Below are 15997 nucleotides of genomic sequence, written 5' to 3'. Positions count from 1 at the left end.
GAAGGCCACGCTCAGAGGCCTGACACACGTCCGATCGAAGACCCTGCCGAGACCTCAAGAAACGCTTGCCAAACAGGAGGCATCCACACACGTCATGGCATACAAGATGCCGTTGGTGGGGGCATCCACCGCATCAGTTCACTCGAGCAGACGATCCTGCGCTACGTCCGGCTCTACAACGGCCAGCTCCCGCAATCCGCCCTGAAGGGCAGACGGCCCATCGAAACCGTCATGTCATTTGTTAGTCAAGAAGGTTAAGTGAACACCTCAAGCACTGGCACCGCCAGAAGCCGGAGCTCTTCAAGAAGCGACCGTACAATCATCCGGGATGTGACACCTAGTTGTAGAGTAGAGTGACTTCTACAATGCACCCAGGTGCTTTATGATATCAACAAGCTCATCGGCTTGCTCGGCGAAGCTATGGACGTTCAGTGGCTCAATCCGAACGGTATCCGGATTTTCTAGTAGATCTAACACTATTCGTTCGAGTTTTTCTGACCCCTCGCCAATTTGGAGTAAGCTGGTGCGATCGGTCCCTTCATGTTCTATTGTGCCGCCACCGTCCGTTTGAACGACATAAACACCGCGAGAGAGCGCCTCACGGATTGTGAGACCAAACGTTTCCTTCCACTGGGAAGGAAACAGAAGCACATCAATTTCGGCATAGAAATCATCTATTGTTATGCTGTCGTAGCGCTTCCGCACAGACCATTCGCCACTCATTCCCGCATATGCGTTCGGTGAATACCATGATTGATCCAGTGAAGCATCCACGAGTATTCCCTTGAAGTTCTTTCGTTTAAGTCTACGAAAAGTATCCTGAATTATTGGCCAGCCCTTTATCGGCGATGGGCCGCCTACGTAGCCAAAAACCAGACGGGGATCAAGTTCCCTGCGTCGCGCCTGTTTAGTGAAAAAATCCGAGGATGGTGGAATTATTCCATTCCTCAATACCACTCCCTTTCTCGGAAAAAACCCGGAGCGTTCGTAGAGTGATTTGGAAAAATGAGAAGGATAGGTAACAATCGCAGCGTGCGTAGCCTGAGTCTTTAGAAATTCCAGTCTTCCAATTGTCTCACGCATATCCTTGACACAGCCTGCGCATGCTTCGACTCGAATTGGATCCTGTGCACAATAAGTTCCGTCAGCCTTGATCATGAACTGCCGTTCACAAAGCCACCAAAAATCGTGAATGCTGAGGATGATCTCTTTGCCAAGCTCTCGCGCAGCACTAAGCAAGTCGGCGCCTAGATCCTGAACGCAATGGAAGTGGATCACGTCGGGATTGATATCTCGAACAACTTCCGAAAAAGCTTTCCGAACATTCTGGTTACTAAATTGCTCTTTCGAGTGGCGATGCGCTGGCAGGTTTACAATGTGATTAACGATACCATTTTTTTCTGTAGTCAACACGGAATATGGGCTGAATTCCGGTCGTGACATTGCCGAAAATGCCGATACGCGGAAACGGTGGCGATTGACGAGATTGATAGCTACTTGCTCTGCTACGTGCGTAGCCCCGCCATATGTATAGGGCGCGAAGAAAACGTTAACTACAAGAATATGAGGGGTCGGATTGGTCATGACAGGAACCAATGCTTGAATTGAGGATCTACAATCTGTTCATCCATGGATGCAGACCAGCGGCTTTCGATCAAGCGGCGAGCCGCTTGCCCCATTTTCATGGTGCGATCGCGATCAGAGACCATGATCGAAATCGCTTCTTTCCACCCAGTGTCCTTATTCAATACGATGCCTGTCTGGCTGTTTTGCACCAGGTTCCTTCCATCTCCGACCTGCGTAACTATGGCTGGAACAGCCGCGGCACAAGAATCAATGACGCGGACCCCACTCTTGCATCGATTGAAAAGATCGTCAGCCATTGGGATCAAGTTGCAGTCTGAGCGGGCAAGATGCGTCAAATACTGATCGTAGTCCACAAAAGGGACTAGCTTTACACGGTCGCGAATCCGTCTTGGAACATCGTTCATCCTGAAATGACCGATTATGACGATGCGTAAATTTGGTTGTTCCCGGGAAATATCGCCAAGGGCGTTGAATGCGTCCCGGAAGTCCGCGCTTCTTCCGGTCGAGCCTGTGGAAATCGAGAAGGTGAACGGTGTTGATCCTGACTTGTGTGGTATTGCGTCTTGAATTGCGCGACTGCCTGAAGCGAGAGTGTGCTTGTCGGCGAAATTTCGACGAACGAAAACTGGCCTCGGTGTGTGCTGTCGCGCGAGTGCTGCAAGAGTAGGGGTGCTGACGCACACAACGTCACATGCATCCATGAATGCAGCGTATCTCGGCGCTTCCCGCAGGAAGTGATCCATCAGGCTTCGATCAAATGTCTGGGCGGCGCCGTAATTCTGATATGCAGCTACGGAAAACAATGGGTCATCAATATCGTATGCCACAGGAAGTCCCAGGCGCCGTGCTTCATAAAGATAATCGCATGTGATGTCTTGAGTCTTGAGCCTGTAAAACATCACGTGTGTGGCATTTTGCATAATTCTTGCCGATCTGGGGAAATCTTCGTAGTGTGAATACTCCACTTCAGCATCGGCACATCGCCATAGATCGTTAACCTGTTCGACACGGTATTTCCGGCACTGGGGCAGGTTCAGATCGCCAATGATGGCAAGCCGGCGTTTCCGTATCCGCTTGATGGATGGTGTCGAAATATGAAAGGCGTCTGCCTTGCTTATCTCTGTCCAGAACGGAAAGAATCCACCCAGGCGGGTTGGAACTTCATCGGCCCGTCCGTATTGTCGTACGTCAGAGCGTGCCGCATCGGATATTATCAGTCTGGAAAAGTATGCTGCGCGGCGAAGTGCCTCGGCTGGTCCGTCCTGACGCGCAACAGAAAAAAATTTGCGGAAATGTACCGGTTTCAAGATGTGAAAAAATTTTCGCAAAAGTGCCATGCTTTTTTCTTTCCTGCCCTCGCGTCCTGGCTAACCACCTCCGAGGTGCGAGTGTACACGATTTCTGTCTGACCGGCCGTCACAATCTTCCCAGCATAGCTGCCAATGCCAAGGAAGCGTTGCCCGCAGCGGTTTGGCGATACACACCGGCCCCCCTCAGACGGGTCAGTGCAAGGAAGCCTCGCTGATGGCGCAGCTGCTCAAAACGGTCCAGGATTTCTCTGGCTTCGTCGGTGAGCAAATGTGAAACTTGACGAAGACACCGTATGTTGCGTGTGTTCCATTCGCTGAAACGGCCGCTCAGAACAGCCGATATTCGCCGTATTCGTCCGGCAAGTGCCATGTTCGATCCGATCTGGTTCGCTTCATGTTGGCGGTACAAAAGGCAGGGGTGCGGGTCGTAGATCACCTGACCACCGCAGCCGGAAATCAGTTGGTAAAGCCACCAGTCATGGCAGACCGGCTCCAGGCCCGCACCGGCGGCGATGACGAGATCGTGCGCCTTCCGGTTCAATACCATGGTGTTCCCCCCTGCGATGTTCTGCACCAGCGCGTTGCCAAATGTTGGCTTCCGCGCGAACAAGGGTGACAATCCAAGTCTCTTTAGCTGGTGATCGACGATCACAGTGCGCGCACCATACAGGGCCGGGCCCGATCCGGCGGCTTCCAAGGCAGCTATGGCGCGCGATAGCTTGTCTGGCAACCAGACGTCGTCCTGGTCCGCCAAGGCGATAAAATCGGTATCTAGGGCGGCGTCACACAAAAGGTGAAGAAAGTTTGCAGTGCTTCCCTTCCGCGGTCCGTGACGAAGTTGAATCGCGTGGTTCGGGTTTGAGTGAGCGAACTCATGAATCTTACGCAGCGTTTGGTCGGTCGAACCATCGTCGCCTACGATCAGGGACCATTCGCTGTGGTCCTGACGGCGGATGGATTCCAGCTGGTCACGGACGAAGCGGCCTCCGTTGCAGGTTGCCATCAGGATCGCGACATGACGCCCCGTACCCCTCATTGCTGCAGAAGATAGCTCTCGTTGCGCTCGAGAAGGAACGCGCCGAAGGCAAAAAGGCCCAGCCCTATGCCAAAGACGTAGGGCAGGGACACAAAGCCGGGCGTGTCGATGTTGAAGATGCCTTCGCGCATCTCGACGATCACATGTGCGATCGGATTGAACCACAGGATGTTCAGCAGATCTTCGGAGAGAGAGTTGAAATTGAACAGCACGCCCGAAGCGATGAAGAGCGGTCGGTTGATCATGGCCCAGATGTTCTGCCACGTGGGGAAAAAGCCCACCAGAACGCAATTCATCGTCCCGATCCCAAGACCCAGAGCAAAGGCCATGGTGACTGCCATCAGGATGCGGGCAAAATCGACATGAAGTTCGACCTGATCATAAACCATGATGGCCAAGGCCAGGATGAGACCGATCAGGAGATAGGTCAGTGTTTCCAGAATCGCCCGGGCAAGAATGGTGTCAAGGGCTGTCACGATCGGGTAGGTCAGCAATCCGCGATTGGTACGCAGTGACATCATCACGCTTTGGGCGACGTTGTTGTACATCAGAAACGGTACCAGTCCCGACGCATAGAACATCATGAAGCTGTCGCCGATCGGGGCCGTGCGCGTGATGAAGCTGAAGGCCAGTGACAACAGAAGGATACCGCCGGCGGGCTCGGCGATTGCCCACAGATAACCGCCCACGCTGCGCCCAAACCTCGCGGCCGTTTCGCGGATGATCAGTGCCGCGATGATCCGAAGACGCGCAGGCAGTACCAGGCGGCGCGGTACAAGAGGTCCGTGATGTCCTGTCTGGTCTGCCGGCATTTGCCTTCCGTTTCGCCAATGGATACCTTGCGCGTCATAGCACCAGATTGTCGGGCAGGACAGAGCCAGCATGAATACCCCAAAGCCAGCACCCATTGCGCCAAAGCCGTCAGGCAAGCAGGAGGCCGCGCCCGGGCGCCCGGCTGCCGCATCCGCAGGGCTGCAATCGGGCGCGGGCGGCAGGGCGTCCAGCCCGCAAGCACAGCATGACGGGGGCCAAGCCTCGCGGCAGGCTGCGCCCGTGCGGCCGGCGCAGCAACCGCAACGCCAGGCAGGCGCGCAGGGCAAACCGGGTTCCGGCGCCGCAGCGCCGAAGGCCGCGCAGCAGCCCGGACCGGCCAATACGGGCGGTCAGGCGGGCGCCGCGGCCGCGAAAGGGGCGGCGGCGGGTCAGGGGCCGGCGCGCGGCGCTCCCAAACCTCCGCAGCCGCTGCCGGTGGTCGATCTTCCAGATCCCGCGACCGAAGCTCCGCTGCGTCCGCGCCATCGGGTTGCGCTGGCCAGCTTCGTCGCTGTCGTTGTCGTGCCTACCTTGGCCGTTCTGGCCTATCTCTATCTCATCGCCGCCGATCAGTATCACTCCGAGGTTGCCTTCTCGATCCGGTCCGAAGAGCAGTCTGCGGGTGCTGCAGCGGGCCTCTTGGGCGCCCTGACCCAGATGAGCACCGGAACGGCCACGGATGCCGACATCCTTTATGAATTCATCACCAGCCAAAGCATGGTCAAGGCGGTGGACGAGCGGCTGGATCTGCGAACGCTGTTCCGCAAGCCACGATTCGATCCTGTATTCAAGCTGTCCGAGAATCCGTCGATCGAGGATCTGGTCGATTATTGGACCCGGATGGTCCATGTCAGCTATGACAAGAACTCGGGGATCATCCACGTCCAGACCGAAGCCTTTACCCCCGAGGACGCCCGCGCCATCGCGCAGGCGATCCTTGAAGTAAGCGGCAAGCTGGTGAATGAGCTTTCCGAACAGGCCCGTCAGGACGCGATCCGCTACGCGATGCTGGACGTTCAGGACGCCGAAAAGGCCCTGCGTGAGCAGCGCCGCAAGCTGGCCGAGTTCCGCAGCGAATACCGGATCATGAACCCCGAGGCCGACGTTGCCGGCCAGATGGGCCTTCTCAGCGCCCTGCAGTCCGAGCTTGCACAGGCCCTGGTCGAGCGCGATACGCTGCTGTCCTATGTGACCGAGGACGACCAGCGGGTGCAGCAGGCCAATCGGCGCATCGATGCAATCTCGGCCCGGATCGAGGCCGAGCGCACAAAGCTTGGCATCGGTGGCATCGACGTGGCCATCACCGATGTGATCGGCCGGTACGAAGAACTCCGCACCGATCTTGAATTCGCCGCCCAGGCCTATACCCAGGCGCTGGCCAATCTCACCCTGGCGCGGGCCGAGGCGCGCCGGCAGGCACGCTATCTGGCGCCGCATATTCAACCCACGCTTGCCGAGGAATCGCTTTATCCACGCCGGGCGCTGCTGACATTCCTGTCCGCGGTGTTCCTGTTCCTCGCATGGAGCATCAGCATGGTGCTGTATTACAACGTGCGGGATTCGCGATGACCCGGCGGGACTGACGGATCCGATGCTGCAATTCTGCCACGTCTCGAAATCCTATCCGACGCGCGATGGGCGCAAGGTCTTGTTGCGTGATCTCAACCTGACCCTGCCGTCAGGGACCAAGGTTGGCCTGCTGGGCCGGAATGGCGCCGGGAAGTCCACACTGATTGGAATGATCGCTGGCACGGTCAAGATCAGTTCGGGCAGGATCGTACGTCACGGCACGGTGTCCTGGCCGATGGGATTCGCCGGCAGCTTTGCCCCTGACCTCAGCGGTCTGCAGAACGCGCGTTTCGTGGCGCGTATCTATGGCGTCGATACCGACGCTCTGGTCAAATATGTCGAGGAGTTCTCGGAACTGGGCGAGTTCATGCGCATGCCGGTTCGGTCCTATTCCGCGGGGATGCGCGCCCGTCTGGCCTTCGGCCTGTCCATGGCTCTGAAGTTCGACTGGTACCTGGTCGATGAGATCACCGCCGTGGGCGATGCGCAGTTCCGCAAGAAATCGCTTGCCGTCTTTCGGGAAAGACTTGAACGGTCCGGACTTGTGATGGTGTCACATTCGAATGCGACGCTGCGCGAGTATTGCACCGCTGGAATTGTCCTCGAACATGGCGAGGCCATCTTCTATCCCGACATCGAGGAAGCGATTGCCCGCCACGAGGCCAATCTGGGCTAGCGATCTTCGTCGGCTTCGGCCAGCAGCGCAGCCAGATCCAGCCGTCGCGTGACCATCGCCAATCGCCCATCGGAATCGAACGGCCATTCGGCTCTCGGGCGGTCACGATACAGTTCCACCCCGTTCCCATCTGGGTCGCGCAGATAGACTGCCTCGCTGACGCCGTGATCGGCCGCGCCCTCCAGCGGGTATCCCGCTTCGATAACCTGTCGCACGGCCTGCGCCAAGGCTCTGCGATCGGGATAAAGCAGAGCTACGTGGTACAGGCCGGTATGACCGGGGGCGGGCGGCGTTCCCCCTTTGCTTTCCCATGTGTTCAGGCCGATGTGGTGATGGTACGCACCGGCCGACAGGAATGCGGCGTCGTTTCCATGGCGTTGCATGATCTCAAGACCCAAGACGCCCGACCAAAAACCGACCGCTCGGTCCAGGTCGGCGACCTTCAGGTGAACATGTCCGATGCGCATTCCAGCCGGGGCCGTGTAGGTCATGGCGACTCCCTCCGCGATTTCGTCCATCCTGGATCATCGGTGACGTTGGGGGTAGTGACAGACGCGAACACAAGATGTGCAAGACCGCAAAGGCCCTCACCACGCGGGTGAGGGCCTTCCAGACCGTGTTGGGGCGGGATGAACCCCGGGGGCCTCGGGCTGCCCGCCGCCTTGGGGATGTCCTGGGACGAACGGGCGGACAGGGCGTGTATATGCCTGTCACGTTTCAGTTTCGTGACAGTCCAAGCGCGGCCGCTAGGCGCGGCGGCTGCGCACGAACCCCACGATGTCATAGGCCCGCTGCAGGATCGGCTGTGCTATGGCCTCGGCGCGTTGTGCGCCTTCGCCAAGGATGCGATCGATCTCTGCGGTATCGGCCATCAGGCGCTTGGCCTCGGCCGAAATGGGAGAGATCTTCTCGACCACCAGCTCGGCCAGGGCCGGCTTGAAAACGCCGAAGCCCTGACCTCCAAAGCGGTCCAGTACCGACTGAGGGGTCGTGTCGGCCAGCGCGGCATAGATGTTGACCAGGTTGCGCGCCTCGGGGCGGTCCTTCAGCCCGTCGAGGGACTCGGGCAGTGGTTCGGGATCGGTCCGGGCCTTGCGAATCTTCTGGGCGATCGTGTCGGGATCGTCCGTCAGGTTGATGCGCGACTGGTCCGAAGGGTCGGATTTCGACATCTTCTTCGTGCCATCGCGCAGGCTCATCACGCGTGTCGCAGCCCCTTCGATCACCGGCTCGGGAAGGGGGAAGAAATCCACACCGTAATCGTGATTGAACTTGGTCGCGATGTCGCGGGTCAGCTCGACATGCTGTTTCTGATCCTCGCCCACGGGAACATGCGTGGCGTGATACAAAAGGATGTCGGCCGCCATCAGCGTGGGATAGGCGAACAGCCCGACCGAGGCATTCTCGCGATTCTTGCCGGCCTTGTCCTTCCACTGCGTCATGCGATTCATCCAGCCCATGCGCGCGACACAGTTCAACACCCAGGCAAGCTCTGCATGGGCGGCAACCTGGGACTGGTTGAACAGGATGGACCTCTTGGGATCGATCCCGGCAGCCAGGAAGGTCGCAGCGGCCTCGCGCGTGTTGTCGCGCAGCTTGTCCGGATCCTGCCAGACGGTGATCGCGTGCAGATCGACAAGGCAGTAGATCGTCTCGATCCCTTCTTCCTGCTTTTCGACAAATCGCTTGAGCGCGCCCAGGTAATTGCCCAGCGTCAGCCCGCCCGACGGCTGGATACCCGAAAAGATGCGGGGTTTGAACTTGGGCGCTGTGGCTTCGGTCATCTTGGTCCCCTAGCTTGGGCTATGGAATTTCATGCCCCGTTCGCGTATCGCAGGGTCAAAGCAGCGTCAACATGGGGGGCAGTGCCGAATGCGTCCGGGATATGACGAACCACCCGTTCACCCCCTGCCCTGGGCCGTGTGGGTCATCGTGCTGCCACTGGCCGCGGTCGAGCTTTGGATCAATGCCGGGGCCCTTGGCCTTGCGGGCGGCCAGGCCGGGATCGGCTGGCGCAATCTGGCGGCCCAGACGCTTGCGCTGGAGCCCCAGATGCTGGACCAGATGCTGGCCACCGGGCGGTTCGTCCCGGATTATGCGATGCGGCTTCTGACCTATGCCCTGGTCCATGGCAGCTTCACACATGCCCTGCTGGCCATCGTCTTTGTTCTGGCATTGGGCAAGTTCGTGGGCGAGGTCTTTTCCGGATTTGCCGTCGTTGCGATCTTCTTGCTGGCAACGATTTCCGGCGGGGTGATCTATTCCCTCGTTCCGGGGACAACGGCCTGGCTGCTGGGCGCCTATCCCGGCGCTTATGGCCTAATCGGGGCGTTCACCTATATCCTCTGGGCGCGCCTTGGCCAGGCACATGCCAACCGGGCGCGCGCCTTTTCCCTGATTGGCTTCCTGCTGGGGGCGCAGCTTGTGTTTGGCGCCCTTCTGGGGTCCAAGCCCGACTGGATTGCCGATCTTGGCGGGTTCATCGCGGGATTCGCCGCCTCTGCGCTAATTGCCCCCGGAGCGGGGCACAGGCTCTTGCGTCTGATCCGTCAGCGCTGACGGGTCAGGCCCGCGCGCAGCTCGGACAGGCGCAGGGCCCCGGTCAGATGCGCGGCAAGGCCATAGGCGATCATGCCCGCCAGAACCAGAAGGCCAAGCGCCCAGTAGCGGTGACCGGCCAAGCCCAGTTGCGCGGCCAGACCGCCTTGCAGGACCAGCAGCACGCCGCCCATCACCGCCGCGGACAGAAGGATTCGGGGCAGGCGCCTGCGAAGACGATCATCTGCGCGGGCCGCATCGCCCATCGCGCGCGACCCGCGCCAGAGCTGCCAGGCCATCGCCCAGCCCGCAAGCGTGGTCCCCAAAGCCGCGGCAACAAAGCCCAGAAACGGCGCCAGTCCGATTGCCAGCGCGGCATTGACCAGCATCGAGATCACGGCATAGCGAAAGGGCGTCGCGGTATCTTCGCGCGCAAAATACAGCGGTTGCCAGACCTTTTGCAGCACGAAGGCGGGCAGCCCGGCACCATAGACGGCAAGCGCCAGCGCGGTATTCGCGCTGTCTTCCGGCCCGAATGCACCGCGTTCATACAGGACCGCGACCAGAGGATAGGCGATCACGACAAGCGCCACCGCCGCGGGCACGGTCAGGAACAGGGCGAATTCCGCCGCCCGCGACAGCGCATGCCGTCCGCCCTGCGTGTCGCCGGCCTTCAGCCTGCGCGACAGATCAGGCAACAGGACAATCCCCACCGCGATGCCCACGACACCCAGGGGCAGCTGATACAGACGGTCCGCATAGCTCAGCCAGGCGATTGCGCCGTCGAAGAAACTTCCCACCTGCCGTCCGACCAACAGGTTCACCTGCACCACACCCCCCGCCAGAACGGCGGGGCCGGCAACGGTGACAAGACGGCGCATCTCGGGCGTCCAGCGCGGCCGCCGCAGACGCAGCGCAAAGCCCATGCGTGCCGCGGCGATCCAGACACAGGCCAGTTGCGCCAGCCCCGTCAGCGGCGTTGCCCAGGCCATGGTCAGGCCCATGTCCCAACCGGCGCGATCCGCCACCACCATCGCCGCGATGAAGATCACGTTCAGCAGTACCGGCGCCGCCGCGGCCGCGACGAAACGGCCGCCCGCATTCAGCACCCCCGACAGAAGCGCCGTCAGCGAAATCAGGATGATATAGGGAAAGCAGATCCGCCCGTATTGCACGGCCAGGTCAAGCCGGTCATCGCCGGCAAAGCCCGCGGCCATCGCCAGCACCATCCAAGGCATCACGGCCATTGCGATCACGGAAACCAGCGTGACGACCGCCGCCAGTCCGGAAAAGGCATCTTCGGCAAAGCGTCGTGCATCCTCGCCCGCTTCCAGTTTCTTGGAAAACATGGGGACGAAAGCGGTGTTGAATGCACCTTCGGCAAAGAAGCGGCGGAACATGTTGGGCAAGGTGAATGCCACCAGAAAGGCCTCGGCCACGGGGCCGGTGCCAAGATAGGCGGCCATCATCATGTCGCGCACGAAACCCGCCACGCGCGACAGCAATGTCCAGCCGCCAACGGTGACGAAGCCGTGAATCAATCGGATGGGTTTCATTCGCCCCGCGCCCGTTCGGCCCCTTCGGCAATCGCCTGCCGCAGCTTGCGCTCCAGGCTGTCGCGTTTGGCCTTGGAGTAAAGTTTCAGGCCGAACATGTCCTTTACATAGAAACTGTCCACGACCTGAGCGCCATAGGTCGCGATCACGGCGGATGCAATATAGATGTTGTTGGCCGCCAATGTGCGTGTCAGATCGTACAGCAGCCCCGGCCGGTCGCGGGTATCGACCTCGATGATCGTGTAGATTTCGGACCCCTCGTTGTCGAACGTGATATGGGTCGGAAATCTGAACTGGCGCTCGCGCTTGCGGATCTTGTCGCGGTTTTTCAGCGCGTCGCGTGCAACGACCTCGCCACGCAGGGTCTTTTCGATCATCTGTGTCAGGCGTGGCAGGCGCGACACCGCATAGGGATGTCCCTCGCCGTCTTGTATCCAGAAGACCGCCGTCGCATAGCCGTCCTTGGACGTGTAGGTGCGCGCGTCAACGACATTGGCACCGACCAGCGCCAAGGCGCCGGCAAGCCGAGAAAAGATGCCCGGATGGTCGGCCAGGGCGAAACAGACGCGCGTTGCATCGTGATCGGGGTCGGGGTGCAGATCGACGCGGATCTCGTTGTCGGGAATGTCGCGCAGCAGGCGGGCAAAGACGGCATGGGTCTCGGTGGAAAGACCTTGCCAGTAGGGCCCGTAGTGGCGCCCCAGTTCGCGCCGGATGTCGCGTTCCTCCCAATCGGGCAAGGCCTCGCGCAGCGCGCGCCTGGCCTCGTTTTCGCGCTTGTCGGAATTGATGCTCTCCAGACCGGCCTCCAGCGCTTGTGCCGTCTCGGAGTGGAGCCGGCGCAGCAGCATGGCCTTCCAGTTGTTCCAGGTGTTGGGGCCGACGCCACGGATGTCGCAAACGGTCAGCACCGTCAAAAGGTCCAGTCGCTTGCGCGTCTTCACCAGCTTGGCGAAGTCGCGCACCGTCCGTGGATCGGCGATGTCGCGCTTTTGCGCCATGTCCGACATGAGAAGATGATAGCGTACCAGCCATTCGACGGTCTTGCATTCCTCGGGGTTGAGGCCCAGCCGGGGGGCAACCTTTCGCGCGATCTTGGCTCCCAGGATCGAATGATCCTCGGGACGCCCCTTGCCGATGTCGTGCAAAAGCAACGCCACATACAGGACCCGGCGATTCACCCCGCGATCAAGGATCTCGGACGACAGGGGCAATTCCTCGATCAGCTCCTTGCGCTCGATCTGGGCCAGCACCGAGATCGTCTGGATCGTGTGTTCGTCCACCGTGTAGTGGTGATACATGTTGAACTGCATCATCGCGACGATCGGCTCGAACTCGGGAATGAAGGCGGCCAGCACGCCCAGCTCGTTCATCCGGCGCAAGGCGCGTTCGGGATTACCGTGCTTCAGCAGCATGTCCAGGAAGATGCGCGCGGCCTCGGGGTTGTTGCGCATCTCGTCATCGATCAGATGAAGATTGCGCGATACCAGCCGCATCGCCTCGGGGTGTATGAGATTGCCGGTGCGCAGGCCTTCTTCGAAAAGGCGCAGGATGTTCAGCTTGTCGGCAAGGAAAGCGTCGGGATCGACGACATTGATGCGGCCGCGTTCGATGCGGAAGCCTTCCCGTGTCTTGCGACGGCGGCGCAGAAAGCCGGCAAGCCGGGTTTCCTTCTTGACGTGACGTTCCTCCAGGACGGTCAGGAAGACACGGGTCAGCTCGCCCACATGGGTCGCATGGCGGAAATAGTCCTGCATGAAGTGCTCGACCGCGCGTCGTCCGGCACTATCGGAATAGCCCATGCGGCTTGCGACCTCGACCTGCAGATCGAATGTCAGCTGATCCTGCGGGCGCCCCGCGATCAGGTGCAGATGACAGCGCACCGCCCACAGGAAGTCCTCGGCCGCGGTGAAGGTGTCGTATTCCTCTCGGGTGAGCAGGCCTTGCGTGACCAGTTCGGACGGATGCCGGACCGCGTGAATGTATTTCCCGATCCAGTACAGAGTCTGCAGGTCGCGCAGTCCGCCCTTGCCCTCCTTGACGTTGGGCTCCAGCACATAGCGCTGCCCGCCCTGTTTCCGGTGCCGCTCGGCACGTTCCTCGAGCTTTGCCTCGATGAATTCCGTCGCGGTTGACTTGAAGAGCTCCGACCACAGTCTGCTGCGCAATTCATCGGCCAGGGGTTCGTGACCGCAGATGTATCGACGCTCCAGCAATGCGGTGCGGATCGTGTAATCCTCGCGCCCAAGGCGCAGGCAGTCGGCCACGGTGCGGCTGGAATGGCCGACCTTCAGCCGCAGGTCCCAAAGGATGTACAGCATGGATTCGATGACGCTCTCGGCCCAGGCGGTCATCTTCCACGGGGTGAGGAACAGCAGGTCGATGTCGGAATGGGGCGCCATCTCGGCCCGGCCATAGCCCCCGACCGCAAGCACGGCAATCCGTTCGCCCTCGGTCGGGTTGGGCAGGGGATGCAGCTTCTCGGTCACGACCGAAAAGATCGCGCGCACGATTGCATCCGTCAGGGCCGAATAGGAATCGACCGTCACCCGCGCCGCGCGCGGATGTTTCATGAAGTCGGTTTCTATGGCACCCAACGCCTCTACCCGGGCCTCTGCCACGTGAGAAACGATCGCGGCCCGGGCGTCGCGGGGATCCGTGTGATCTGCCACGGCTTCGCGCAGCGCCTGCGCAAAGCGTTCGGTGTCAAAGATCGGGCTGGCCGCAACCTCGGCCGGCAGGATGGGCGCGGGCCGGACTGTCAGCTCAGAAACCGGCACCGCGGAAGCTTCTCGGCGCGGGGTCGATGATCACGACCTGGGCGTTGCGGATCTGGGCGACGGCCAGCGCGCGTTCGTTCGTGCCGTCGGGCCGCAGACGGAAGATGCCATTGACGCCTGCGAAACCGGCCCCCTGGGTCAGGGATTCCCGCGACAGGGCATTGGGCCGCCCGCTGCGCACCAGGGCGCCAACAGCCGCAACGGCATCGTAGGCAAGACCCGCGATCGGATGCGGCTGTTCTCCGTATGCGGCAGAGTAGCGTGTTTCGAACTGTGCCTGCAGGCCGGGATCCGGCATTGCAAACCAACCTCCCTGCAGACCGGGCAATGACAGTGTCGCCGACGGAATGTCCCAGCGCGTCAAGCCGACGAATTGCACATCCTGGGGTCGAAGGCCCGATTCGGGCAGAAGCTGCGCCAGCAAAGGCAGCGCTCCGGCGCTGTTGGCGGTAAGGAAGACCGCCTCGGCCCCCGAGGCCCGGACATTTGCAGCGATCCGCGGAGCGGCCGCGATCACATCCTGCTGCGAGAACGGATAGGATTCACGCAGTACCACCTTCGCCCCGGATCGTGCCGCGGCCTGCTCGATAGCGCTGCGGCCGGCTTCGCCTGCCGCATTCTGTTCGAACACGATCGCGATCTGGTCCTTGCCGTTCCGTGCAGCGAAGGAAACCAACCGGTTGGCGGTGTTCTCGAAAGTCGGCCCCAGGACGAAGACGTTTCCGCCGGCGATCGCCGTGTTGTTCGAAAAGGACAGCACGTTCACGCCACGATCTCGCACCGCCTGTCCCGCGGCATTGGCCGCTTCGGCAAATACCGGGCCAAGGATGATTCGGGCCCCTTCATCCACCGCACGGCGCGCAACCGCGGCCGACATCGCCGGGTCACTGCCGGCATTGTAGACGCGAAGATCGATCCGAACGCCGTTGAGGTCGGCCATCGCCAGATCCGCTGCCTGCTTGAGGCTTCGCGCCAGCACCTCGTCTCCGGGATTGCCCGAGCCGCCGGGCAGGATCATTGCAACGGGAACCGGCGCTGCCGGATCGATGCGTGGGGCCTGGGCCTGGGGAGAGGGAACACAAGCTGACAGGAACAGTCCCGCGGCGATCATTGCGGCGCGGGTCATCGCCTTGCGGCGGCTGAGAAAAACAGGGAACATGGCACAATCCTCGATCCGGTGTCGGGGTATGAACTTGGTCAGAGGTTAGCCCTTGCCAAGCGTGAAGTAAACGCGGCATCAGGCTGATCGGCAACAAGAAGGCGCACATGTCCGGCAAGATCCAGCCGCTTGACCCGGGATTGTACTTTGTCTCGACCCCGATCGGGAACGCACGCGACATCACCTTGCGGGCGCTCGACATTCTGGGGGCGGCCGATGTGCTGGCCGCCGAAGACACGCGAAGCCTGCGTCACCTGATGGACATTCATGGCATTCCGACGGCGGGGCGTACGATCCTGTCCTACCACGATCACAATGGCGAGCGGATGCGCCCCCGGTTGCTGGGCGAGCTGGCCGAGGGGCGCTCGGTTGCCTATGCGTCCGAAGCCGGCACGCCGCTGGTCGCCGATCCCGGCTTTCAACTCGCGCGCGCTGCGATAAGCCAAGGATACATGGTCACGGCCGCCCCGGGGCCCAGTGCTGCAATCGCCGCGCTGACCGTGTCCGGATTGCCCTCGGACCGGTTTCTCTTCGCGGGCTTTCCGCCGTCGCAATCCGGTCAGCGGAAGCGTTGGCTGGCCGAACTCGCCAACATTCCGGCGACCTTGGTCCTCTATGAGTCTCCCAGGCGCATTAACGGACTGTTTTCCGATCTGGTGCAAACCTTGGGGCCGGAAAGAAGTGCCGTCATTTGCCGTGAGCTTACCAAGCGGTTCGAGGAGGTGCTGCGTGGCCCGATCGGCGTACTCGCCGAACAGGTGGCCGAACGGCCCCTCAAGGGCGAGATCGTCGTCCTGATCGATCGCGCGGGACACAAGGCTGCCTCCGAAGACGAGCTCGAGACTGCATTGAGGGAAGCGCTGGAATGCCATTCGATCAGGGAATCGGTTGCGATCGTGTCCCAGTCGCTGGGGTTGCCAAGACGGCGCGTTTATCAGGCGGCGCTGGCGCTGGGCAAAGACGACTGAAAGGG

At 60.8% G+C, this 15997-nt stretch carries 13 protein-coding genes; 4 read left to right on the top strand and 9 right to left on the bottom strand.

The window, feature by feature from the left end; translation table 11 throughout:
• Positions 1-360 precede the first annotated feature (360 nt).
• The 4 genes from LV82_RS12400 to LV82_RS12385 all read right to left on the bottom strand — a co-directional run bounded on the left by LV82_RS12400 (position 361) and on the right by LV82_RS12385 (position 4745).
• Entirely contained in the window at positions 361-1584 is a 1224-nt protein-coding gene (locus tag LV82_RS12400; RefSeq protein WP_104072146.1) for a glycosyltransferase family 4 protein, read from the bottom strand.
• Positions 1581-2924, bottom strand: coding sequence for a glycosyltransferase (locus tag LV82_RS12395; RefSeq protein WP_104072144.1), 1344 nt, complete (start codon positions 2922-2924; stop codon positions 1581-1583). The genes LV82_RS12400 and LV82_RS12395 overlap by 4 nt, the downstream gene beginning before the upstream one ends.
• A 79-nt stretch (positions 2925-3003) precedes the next feature.
• Positions 3004-3900, bottom strand: coding sequence for a glycosyltransferase family 2 protein (locus tag LV82_RS12390; RefSeq protein ID WP_170063424.1), 897 nt, complete (start codon positions 3898-3900; stop codon positions 3004-3006).
• A 29-nt stretch (positions 3901-3929) separates the two neighbouring features.
• Positions 3930-4745 (bottom strand): ABC transporter permease, encoded by an 816-nt coding sequence (locus LV82_RS12385; RefSeq protein ID WP_170063423.1) that lies wholly within the window; start codon positions 4743-4745, stop codon positions 3930-3932.
• A gap of 70 nt (positions 4746-4815) precedes the next feature.
• On the opposite strand from LV82_RS12385, the gene LV82_RS12380 reads away from it, so the two are divergent.
• Both LV82_RS12380 and LV82_RS12375 read left to right on the top strand, forming a co-directional pair.
• Positions 4816-6315, top strand: coding sequence for a KpsE/RkpR family capsule polysaccharide export protein (locus LV82_RS12380; protein WP_104072139.1), 1500 nt, complete (start codon positions 4816-4818; stop codon positions 6313-6315).
• 22 nt (positions 6316-6337) lie between these two features.
• Positions 6338-6991 (top strand): ABC transporter ATP-binding protein, encoded by a 654-nt coding sequence (locus LV82_RS12375; RefSeq protein WP_104072137.1) that lies wholly within the window; start codon positions 6338-6340, stop codon positions 6989-6991.
• Here the strand turns inward: LV82_RS12375 and LV82_RS12370 are convergent.
• Both LV82_RS12370 and trpS read right to left on the bottom strand, forming a co-directional pair.
• Complete coding sequence (locus LV82_RS12370) at positions 6988-7482, bottom strand: VOC family protein (protein WP_104072170.1); 495 nt, start codon at positions 7480-7482, stop codon at positions 6988-6990. The two genes, LV82_RS12375 and LV82_RS12370, sit on opposite strands and share 4 nt — an antisense overlap.
• Before the next feature lie 255 nt (positions 7483-7737).
• Positions 7738-8775, bottom strand: coding sequence for a tryptophan--tRNA ligase (gene trpS, locus LV82_RS12365; RefSeq protein WP_104072135.1), 1038 nt, complete (start codon positions 8773-8775; stop codon positions 7738-7740).
• Positions 8776-8863: 88 nt separating this feature from the next.
• On the opposite strand from trpS, the gene LV82_RS12360 reads away from it, so the two are divergent.
• The gene (locus LV82_RS12360; RefSeq protein WP_104072133.1) at positions 8864-9550 is read left to right on the top strand and encodes a rhomboid family intramembrane serine protease; all 687 of its coding nucleotides are present in this window, start codon (positions 8864-8866) and stop codon (positions 9548-9550) included.
• Here the strand turns inward: LV82_RS12360 and murJ are convergent.
• From murJ to LV82_RS12345, 3 genes are read right to left on the bottom strand one after another with little or no spacing between them, the layout of a single operon-like run.
• Complete coding sequence (gene murJ / locus LV82_RS12355; RefSeq protein ID WP_104072131.1) at positions 9541-11085, bottom strand: murein biosynthesis integral membrane protein MurJ; 1545 nt, start codon at positions 11083-11085, stop codon at positions 9541-9543. The two genes, LV82_RS12360 and murJ, sit on opposite strands and share 10 nt — an antisense overlap.
• Positions 11082-13865, bottom strand: a complete 2784-nt coding sequence (locus LV82_RS12350) for a [protein-PII] uridylyltransferase (RefSeq protein ID WP_170063422.1) — start codon at positions 13863-13865, stop codon at positions 11082-11084. The genes murJ and LV82_RS12350 overlap by 4 nt, the downstream gene beginning before the upstream one ends.
• Positions 13852-15024, bottom strand: a complete 1173-nt coding sequence (locus LV82_RS12345; RefSeq protein ID WP_104072129.1) for a penicillin-binding protein activator — start codon at positions 15022-15024, stop codon at positions 13852-13854. Before LV82_RS12345 ends, LV82_RS12350 begins: the two co-directional genes overlap by 14 nt.
• Positions 15025-15131: 107 nt before the next feature.
• On the opposite strand from LV82_RS12345, the gene rsmI reads away from it, so the two are divergent.
• The gene (gene rsmI / locus LV82_RS12340; RefSeq protein ID WP_104072128.1) at positions 15132-15992 is read left to right on the top strand and encodes a 16S rRNA (cytidine(1402)-2'-O)-methyltransferase; all 861 of its coding nucleotides are present in this window, start codon (positions 15132-15134) and stop codon (positions 15990-15992) included.
• Positions 15993-15997: the final 5 nt, after the last annotated feature.

Origin of the sequence: Albidovulum inexpectatum, assembly GCF_002927635.1 — a bacterium.
GTDB classification, from domain to species: Bacteria; Pseudomonadota; Alphaproteobacteria; order Rhodobacterales; family Rhodobacteraceae; genus Albidovulum; species Albidovulum inexpectatum.
The sequence above is the reverse complement of the archived record's forward strand: the minus strand, read 5'-3'. Positions and strand labels throughout refer to the sequence as shown.

Excerpts from the sequence above, each read along its gene's own strand:
- LV82_RS12400 (WP_104072146.1), bottom strand. The coding sequence starts at position 1,584 with ATGACCAATCCGACCCCTCATATTCTTGTAGTTAACGTTTTCTTCGCG.
- LV82_RS12395 (WP_104072144.1), bottom strand. The coding sequence starts at position 2,924 with ATGGCACTTTTGCGAAAATTTTTTCACATCTTGAAACCGGTACATTTC.
- LV82_RS12390 (WP_170063424.1), bottom strand. The coding sequence starts at position 3,900 with ATGGCAACCTGCAACGGAGGCCGCTTCGTCCGTGACCAGCTGGAATCC.
- LV82_RS12385 (WP_170063423.1), bottom strand. The coding sequence starts at position 4,745 with ATGCCGGCAGACCAGACAGGACATCACGGACCTCTTGTACCGCGCCGC.
- LV82_RS12380 (WP_104072139.1), top strand. The coding sequence starts at position 4,816 with ATGAATACCCCAAAGCCAGCACCCATTGCGCCAAAGCCGTCAGGCAAG.
- LV82_RS12375 (WP_104072137.1), top strand. The coding sequence starts at position 6,338 with ATGCTGCAATTCTGCCACGTCTCGAAATCCTATCCGACGCGCGATGGG.
- LV82_RS12370 (WP_104072170.1), bottom strand. The coding sequence starts at position 7,482 with ATGACCTACACGGCCCCGGCTGGAATGCGCATCGGACATGTTCACCTG.
- trpS (WP_104072135.1), bottom strand. The coding sequence starts at position 8,775 with ATGACCGAAGCCACAGCGCCCAAGTTCAAACCCCGCATCTTTTCGGGT.
- LV82_RS12360 (WP_104072133.1), top strand. The coding sequence starts at position 8,864 with ATGCGTCCGGGATATGACGAACCACCCGTTCACCCCCTGCCCTGGGCC.
- murJ (WP_104072131.1), bottom strand. The coding sequence starts at position 11,085 with ATGAAACCCATCCGATTGATTCACGGCTTCGTCACCGTTGGCGGCTGG.
- LV82_RS12345 (WP_104072129.1), bottom strand. The coding sequence starts at position 15,024 with ATGTTCCCTGTTTTTCTCAGCCGCCGCAAGGCGATGACCCGCGCCGCA.
- rsmI (WP_104072128.1), top strand. The coding sequence starts at position 15,132 with ATGTCCGGCAAGATCCAGCCGCTTGACCCGGGATTGTACTTTGTCTCG.